The following is a 7,241-nucleotide window of genomic DNA, read 5'->3' as shown; positions in this document are numbered from 1 at the left end:
AAGTCAATTAGAGTAACCCTATACTTATTTTGACACTAACGTATCAAAATCCATAGGGGTCTGCGACGCTTTTCGGCCTTGCCGAGCCATGCTTAGCATGGCAAAAACAAATCTTGGGCTTTGCCCAAACCCACTGGGGAACACTTCCCCAGACCCCATCTAACAAACTCCCCCAACCCCCTCATTTTTTGAGGGGGCTCCCTCGCCGGTAGGCAGGGTCAAAAGGTACCTTTTGACAACCACAAGAGGGTCTGGGCGTAGTGGGTCTGTCAACTCCTTAATGCTCCTTCACTTCACTATCGTTTCGTTTTGTCCGCTTACCGTTGACAGACACGAAAGGATATTTTCTCATTAATATAAAGAAATATTCATGCTACTATATTCTTAATAATTACATAAGGAGCTTCAATTAAATGAACAAGAAAAAAATAGGTTTATTAATTTTAGTAATCATTATTCTTTGGTTTGTATTTCCTCTTTCACCTTATTTAACAGATTTAAATCATACAGAACAAAAGTTATATGATAAATTACAAAAATCCCAAGATATTTATACACTAAAAGAGCAAAAACCTAAAACAGTAGTAAGATTATATTTACATTCAATACAAGAAAAAAATTATGAAACAACTTATCTTTTCTATAAAAATGATGAAAAAATGACCAAGGAAAAGAAACAATTTTTAAAAGAGGCACCTGAATTTCATGAAACAATTCTATCATCTTTTAGATTTGCAAGATCATCTGTAGTAATAAACGAAGATTACAAGGATTCCGCAGTTATTAATATGCCCCCATGGATAGGTACAGACATTCAATTCTATATGTATCAAAAAAATGAAACATGGTTTATATACGACGTTCCTTTTCAATAATTGAATAACATATCTTATTCAAAAATAGCCTATTAAGTTTTTTCAGAAAGTAGGAAAAGATAAATGAAAAAAATAGTGTTAGGAATATTGTTTATATTTGTAAGTGTGTGTATCTATTTTGTTTTAATAGAACCTGAAGAAAAAATAAAACTAACTTCTGATACGATTTCAAAGATAAAATATCTAGAAACAGATTCGGTTGCTGAAGGTATTATTAAAGATTATGGTCAAGATGCAAAAGATGTATTTCAAAAACTAACTAGTTCAAAAAAGGTTGTATCAAAAACAGATTTTTGGAAGAAAAAGATTTTCGAAAACTCTTCTAATATTTCTCAGCGTACTATTGATTTTTCATTAGATAATGGAGAAAAGATTACATTTGAAATATTGGCTTTTGATATAGAAGGACATAATAACGAATCGTATATTCGACATACAGGAGATTCTACTATTTATCACTTAAATGCAGAGCATACTGAAGAGATACTGATGCAATTTACTAATCGTTAATATTGATAATTATTTTAGACCTAAGATCATACTGCTAAACACATCTATTAACACTATCTTGAAAAGCACTTGTGAAACTATCAAAAGTGCTTTTTATTTTTCATTAAAACGAATGTAAACTTTTGAATATTTGTTTACATTCGGTTTCCCTTAAATATTGACTTCATCCCAATCCCCTTGATATCCTCAAAATCAGAAAGAAAAGTATACATTCAAAACACTGTAAATAAAGAGATGATAGAATTCCTGAACAACAAATAAGACGCTAAGCTGATCATAGCAGCCCCTACGATAATTGCTATTGGTTTAATCATTATGCTAAATATTTTTTCATTCTTCAAGACATGCTAACTTTTCCAACAGATCATAATAACTACCATAAGTGTCTATGGTTCCTTTACTTGCTCCTACTGTCAAAGCTCCTTTAGGGTCTTGATCTATCCACTTCCTGCTAGCTTCATCCATAATATATCCAAGCTGATGTGTATTGTTAGCAATAAATCGTTGTATTTCGTCCATCATTCATCGTCCTTCCTATTTCAATATCCGTTTTATCTACTAAAAAGAGCACCCATTTCCGTGAGCGCCCTTTAAAGAATTATGAGAATCCCCATTAACGAAAGTTAAGGTTACTAAAGTTAATAAGGTACAAGCAATATATGCTTGTCCTATTCAAATAGTTCATAAAAAGAGAGCATCCACATCAGTAGATGCCCAAATTTGTAGGAGTTTTCAATGAGTATTGACTAGGGCCTGAGAGAGGTTGTCCCACACTACAAATATATGCTTGTCCATCTCGAAAGGTGAAAACCAAAAAAACACCTTATAGGGGTACGGAAACGATTCTGGGTATGAGGGACCACTCTAGGATTTAATTACAAATAAAAAAAGAACTTTATTCAAGTTCTTTTAACCTGCAATAAAATTAGAATCTTCAGATTATTAAACCCGCTATTTAATACTCAAAAAAAGCCGTTTCCTTATGTACAAAATTATGTCATCACTACATCCTCTTTCAAGTGGAAACTAATGTGATATAACCGAGAATGTCCAAGCACATTCTATTATTTTTTATAAGATATATCATATAAGGAGGTGTATTCTCTTATGGTATCCGCATGTATTTATCAAGAGGGAGATGCTTACTTTTTAATTGTTAAATTCAACGATAAAATCATTTTTAGAGTTTCTCTATCACCAGAATTTTATTCATTACTAGTATTCTTAGGATTTCCAATATGTAGTTAATAGTTATCTATCAACCAACTAACTAATACTAATTGATAATTTTAAAAAAACAAATAGGACAAGCTAACAGATCAAAAAAAAACAGAATTTCCACTCACTTGATTAGTAAAATTTTTTCTTGTGTCAAAACAAGCGAAGACAACAAATTCTATCATGTCTTCGCTTATTTATTTCGAGTCGCTTACAAATAGGAGTTCCGCCCACATTTTAATAAAAACATACAAGTAAGAAAAAGCATAAACTGCCTATATATTTATTTTAAAAAAAGTGCATTTATCTATTGCACTTTTTTTTTGTTGTTCTTTACAAAAAATTAACACCCTATGTCTTATAAACCCTTGATATTACTGGTTTTTTGTATTTTTCTTATCTCACTCTATATATAAGAGCTAAAAGTTCCGCAAGGAACGGGTAGTATTTTTGAAAAAAACATTCAAAAATCTCCACCCTCTATATAAAAAAGTCGGTTCGTTAATCCTCACCTTAAGGCTAACGCCTTTTCTTTTTTATGATGTCCTTGCAAAACTTTTTTCGGCGGGTTTTGGCATGTCGCCAAGCCGAACAGACCAAAAACGGGGTATTGAGTTGTTCGACTTGAACTAGCAATTATACCCGCCGAACCGCAAGTTCTTCCGTTCAATGTATTGTTCTTTTTCTGTATGGATCAACGCTATGTGGGGTTTCGCCCCCACGCGACGAGCCAGCACTCACACCCAAAAACAAGAGGAACAAAAAACATTTTATGTATAAATTTATATATAGGAATTTAAATGTTAATGTATTTAAAAAGAGCACCCGTTTCTGCGAGCGCCCTTTAAAGGATTATGAGAAGCCCCATTAACGAAAGTTAAGGTTACTAAAGTTAATAAGGTACAAGCAGTATATGTTTGTACTATTCAAATCGTTTATAAAAAGAGAGCATCCACATCAGTAGATGCTCAAATGTGTAGGAGTTTTCAATGAGTATTGAATAGGACCTGAGAGAGGTTGTCCTACACTACAATATATGCTTGTCCATCTCAAAAAGTGAAAACCAAAAAGACACCTTATACAGGCGCCTTTTCAAAAGCGTAGGGGTAACACTAAAACGCAGCAACGTCACGGAGTCAATATCATTTTATGTTCGATATTCTTTAATATACATAATGTTCATTATCGGTAGCAAGGACAAGGGGGATCCCTACTCTCACAAAGGATCTTCCTTTTTTTGTTCTATGGATCTATGCATTTTTTTATACATTCCTATCCTGGCGTGGTTTTAAGGTTCTCGTTTGTTACTGGATTAGCCAAAAAACTGTATAAAATCTTGCATGCTCTTAGCGTGGTTTTTTCCGAAATGCTAGCGATACCCTCATCATCAATTCCGTTTTATTGGTTAATTTTACAAAGATACTAAACTTATCAAAACACTTAACATATTGTTAAAATTTTCCGATATTATAATTAGGGGTCTCACCGACAAATTGTGAAATCACATCAGAACCCCTAAAAGGAGGAAGGTTTATGCAAAGAATTTATAAATTTCTGTTCACGTCCGTTTTTTCTTTGATTTGTGTATTGTATCTTCAAACGAACGCTTTTGCCGCACCAGCATACGATGGAATTGTCAAAATGAAGCAACCGTCAGGCGAATCGTTTCAAGCCACAATGCATGGGGATGAATGGTTCCATTGGGCAAGCACAAAGGATGGCGACGTACTTTTACAAGATCAGAAGGGGTATTGGAATTACGCTGAACTTACATCAAACGAACTGAAATCGACAGGGAAAAAATATAAAATTGACAAGAAGCCTACAAAAGCGGTAAATGAGAACAATTTGAACAAATGGATAAAGGAATACAACCCTCAAGCAAAGAAAAAACAGGAGCTCATGAAAGAATTTATGGGATCACCAGAAAATGTTGACGGAACTGTCACTCCAGTTTCAGGACCCCAAAAATTACTTGTTGTGTTAATTGGGTTTACAGATGTTGATATCGCATATAGCGACAACGATTGGAGCAACAGATTTTTTGCTGCAAATCAAAAGTCAGTAAAGAATTACTATAATGAGGTGAGTAATGGAAAAGCACAGATCACTCCGGCATCCGAAACATATGGTGCGCAAAATGATGGGGTGGTTAAAGTGAAATTAGATTACGCTCATCCGGATACATCGGGAAAAGACATTAGAACGGTTATAACAGATGCACTGGATAAAGCTGATCCTAAGGTGAATTTTGCTAGTTTTGATACTAATAATGATCAAGTCATCAATTCTAAAGATAGTTTCTATATTGTAACTGTTCTTGCTGGCAATGAAGAGGCTAGTGGTGATCCAGGTCCTAATATTTGGGCACATAAGTGGTATGCTCCTAACACAAATCACGATGGTGTTACAGTATCAGGTCTTTATACGACGCAGGGTGAAAAACAATTTGGTCATATGGCAACGATTGGTGTCACTGCTCATGAATTGGGTCATTCCTTTGGCCTTCCAGATCTATATGGCACTAATAATCATGTGGGTGGTCTAAGTATAATGGCTAATGGAGCCTGGAATAGTCTTCAAGGAGAAGAGCAGGGAGCTACACCCGATCATATGGATGCCTGGTCAAAAGTAAAATTAGGATTTGTAACACCAACTGTAGTAAATACCACCAACAATTTTACTCTAAATGCGATCCCAAATAACTATAATGTTTTAAAGATTCCTTTAAAGGATAATACGTATTTTTTAGTTGAAAATCGTGAAAAAGTTGGGTATGATGCAAGCTTGCCAACAAATTCTGGTGGCATCGCGGTTTGGCATATTGATGAATCCATGATTAATGATCCTAATGACCCTCATCCTTTCATTGATATAGAGCAATCCATCAGTGAATACCAAGACCCTTTCTATTACACGAATAACAATCATGCGGCTTCCTTTGGCCCAGACACCAATCCGAACAGTAATACCTACACTGGAGAAAAATCAGGAGTAACGATTACGACGACAAGCACAAGTAATTCTGCCATGAATGTAGCAGTCACAGCAAAAGAAGCTAATTGGATTCCGCAAACAAATTGGAAACTAAACTATGTAGACAGCTATAGTTTATACAATCCGGGCACGTATGCCTTTGATGGAAAAAAAGACACGTATTGGCATACGAACACGAGCCCCTTAGCTCCAATGCCGCACGAGATTCAAATTGATTTAGGTGCAAATTATAGCCTCTCCAAATTCAGCTACCTGCCAAGACAAGACGGCCAAGTGAACGGAACAATTAAGGGCTATGAGTTCTACGTCAGCAGTGATGGAGTGAATTGGGGAACAGCTGTAGCTACAGGTACCTTTACAAATGATACCACTTTGAAAGAAGTCAGCTTTGCAACCAAGACAGGTCGCTATATTAAACTGCGTGCCTTAAGCGAGGTAAACAATAATCCATGGACAAGTGCGGCTGAACTCAATGTATTTGGAACCGCGCAATAATGTATTTGCAAGAGTAGCTATTGAAATCATTGATAAGCTACCCCAAAAGGTTATCATCTGCTGAGAGTTTCGTTCGGCATTTGATAACCTTTTTATTCTATACCAGCCAAATCGTACCTTATTCGACACAAGACTGATTTGAAAAAGAGTTGAAACAAATAACAAAAATTCCTTTAGTACATTTGGACAGAAAATGAAGTCTTTTATAGGGATTCCCAATATATCTTATTCTTCTTTCTTATTCTTTTATGAGAATAGCATGTGTATATTTTTATGTGAACAGAATGGACAGATTGCTTGAACAGAATGAACGGTTCACAGGTAATTGCTTGATATATATAGAATTTTTTAGTATAGATGGATGGAAGATAGATGGACATTTGAACAGACTGGAGGTGTTCATGATGGAAAACAACCAAGAATGGATAAGCGTAAATGATCTTGCTAAAAAGGTTGATGTATCTGAAAATACATTAAAGCGCTATATAAGAAGACATGAACAATTCCTTACAGTAAAACAAGGGAATCGTAGCAAATATTTTATTCATTCTGATTCTGTAAAAATCATAAAACAGATAAAAAAGTTGTATAACGATAACATGAATGAAGAGGAAGTTAATAAAAAATTACAAGCAAGTGGAGTACCCTTAATTATTACTGTCTCAGCAGATAATAATGGAGTAGAACCTTTATCTATGAACATCTTGGACACTATGAACGGGTTGCATGAACGGCTTGGACAACTTGAACAGATTAATAAAAACCAAAACGAACAACTAGAAGAACTAAAAGGACTACTTAAACAACAAGCTGAACAGCAAAAACAACAACAGGATTTTCAAAAAGCTGTGATTCAAAGAATGGATGAACGTGATCAAAATCTAATGGCTATGATCCGTGAAAACCAGGAAACTAAAAAATTGATTGCAGCCACCCAACAAAAAAAGTGGTGGCAATTTTGGAAATAGAAAAAGCCTTGCATATAAGCAAGGCTTTTTTATACAGAATTCTATACAGATTTTTGTACTAATACAGGACATTCGTAAGCCTGAAAAACCCTAATATCTCTGTAATGTATAAAATCGTGTATAGAAAAATAAAGCAAGGACAAGATGGAATCCTTGTTTTAAAGCGGATTCCATCTTG

Annotated in this window: 5 protein-coding genes; 4 read left to right on the top strand and 1 reads right to left on the bottom strand. The window is 34.8% G+C overall.

Annotated features, from left to right (window positions below; all coding sequences use genetic code 11):
• Window positions 1-413 precede the first annotated feature (413 nt).
• A complete protein-coding gene (locus ACM6HU_RS22940; RefSeq protein ID WP_414848475.1) occupies window positions 414-875 on the top strand; it encodes a hypothetical protein in 462 nt (153 codons plus the stop codon).
• 63 nt (window positions 876-938) lie between these two features.
• Complete coding sequence (locus ACM6HU_RS22935) at window positions 939-1,385, top strand: hypothetical protein (RefSeq protein ID WP_414848474.1); 447 nt, start codon at window positions 939-941, stop codon at window positions 1,383-1,385.
• 330 nt (window positions 1,386-1,715) lie between these two features.
• On the opposite strand, the gene ACM6HU_RS22930 is transcribed toward ACM6HU_RS22935, so the two are convergent.
• Window positions 1,716-1,904 carry a hypothetical protein gene (locus ACM6HU_RS22930; protein WP_224796050.1) on the bottom strand — a complete coding sequence of 63 codons (189 nt, stop codon included), beginning with the start codon at window positions 1,902-1,904 and terminating at the stop codon, window positions 1,716-1,718.
• 2,232 nt (window positions 1,905-4,136) lie between these two features.
• Here ACM6HU_RS22930 and ACM6HU_RS22925 point away from each other — a divergent pair.
• Both ACM6HU_RS22925 and ACM6HU_RS22920 read left to right on the top strand, forming a co-directional pair.
• On the top strand, window positions 4,137-6,095 hold the full coding sequence (locus ACM6HU_RS22925; protein WP_097849522.1) for a M6 family metalloprotease domain-containing protein: 1,959 nt from the start codon (window positions 4,137-4,139) through the stop codon (window positions 6,093-6,095).
• A gap of 401 nt (window positions 6,096-6,496) precedes the next feature.
• Entirely contained in the window at window positions 6,497-7,063 is a 567-nt protein-coding gene (locus tag ACM6HU_RS22920) for a DUF3967 domain-containing protein (RefSeq protein WP_414848473.1), read from the top strand.
• Window positions 7,064-7,241: the final 178 nt, after the last annotated feature.

Source organism: Bacillus sp. IT-79MI2, assembly GCF_949768135.1.
GTDB classification, from domain to species: Bacteria; Bacillota; Bacilli; order Bacillales; family Bacillaceae_G; genus Bacillus_A; species Bacillus_A pseudomycoides.
The sequence above is the reverse complement of the archived record's forward strand: the minus strand, read 5'-3'. Positions and strand labels throughout refer to the sequence as shown.